The 305-nt window shown below is 58.7% G+C and carries 1 protein-coding gene; it reads left to right on the top strand.

What is annotated here, in order from left to right; translation table 11 throughout:
• On the top strand, positions 1–305 hold a 305-nt coding region (locus SB765_RS28835), incomplete at both ends, for a BCCT family transporter (RefSeq protein WP_410932384.1).

Here is a 305-nt window from a genome sequence, read left to right on the forward strand (position 1 = left end):
CTGGTCGCCATTCGTCGGCCTGTTCCTGGCGCGTATTTCGCGCGGTCGTACCATCCGCGAGTTCGTGCTGGGCACGCTGATTATTCCGTTCACCTTTACGCTGTTGTGGCTGTCAGTGTTCGGTAATGCCGCGCTGTATCAGATCATCCACGGCAATACGGAGTTTGCGCAGGAAGTGATGAACCATGCGGAGCGCGGCTTCTACAGCCTGCTGGCGCAGTATCCGGCGTTTAAACTCAGCGCCTCGGTCGCGACTATTACCGGTATGCTGTTCTACGTCACCTCGGCGGATTCCGGCTCGCTGG

Source organism: Pseudomonas sp. SIMBA_067 (genome assembly GCF_046534675.1).
GTDB classification, from domain to species: domain Bacteria; phylum Pseudomonadota; class Gammaproteobacteria; order Pseudomonadales; family Pseudomonadaceae; genus Aquipseudomonas; species Aquipseudomonas putida.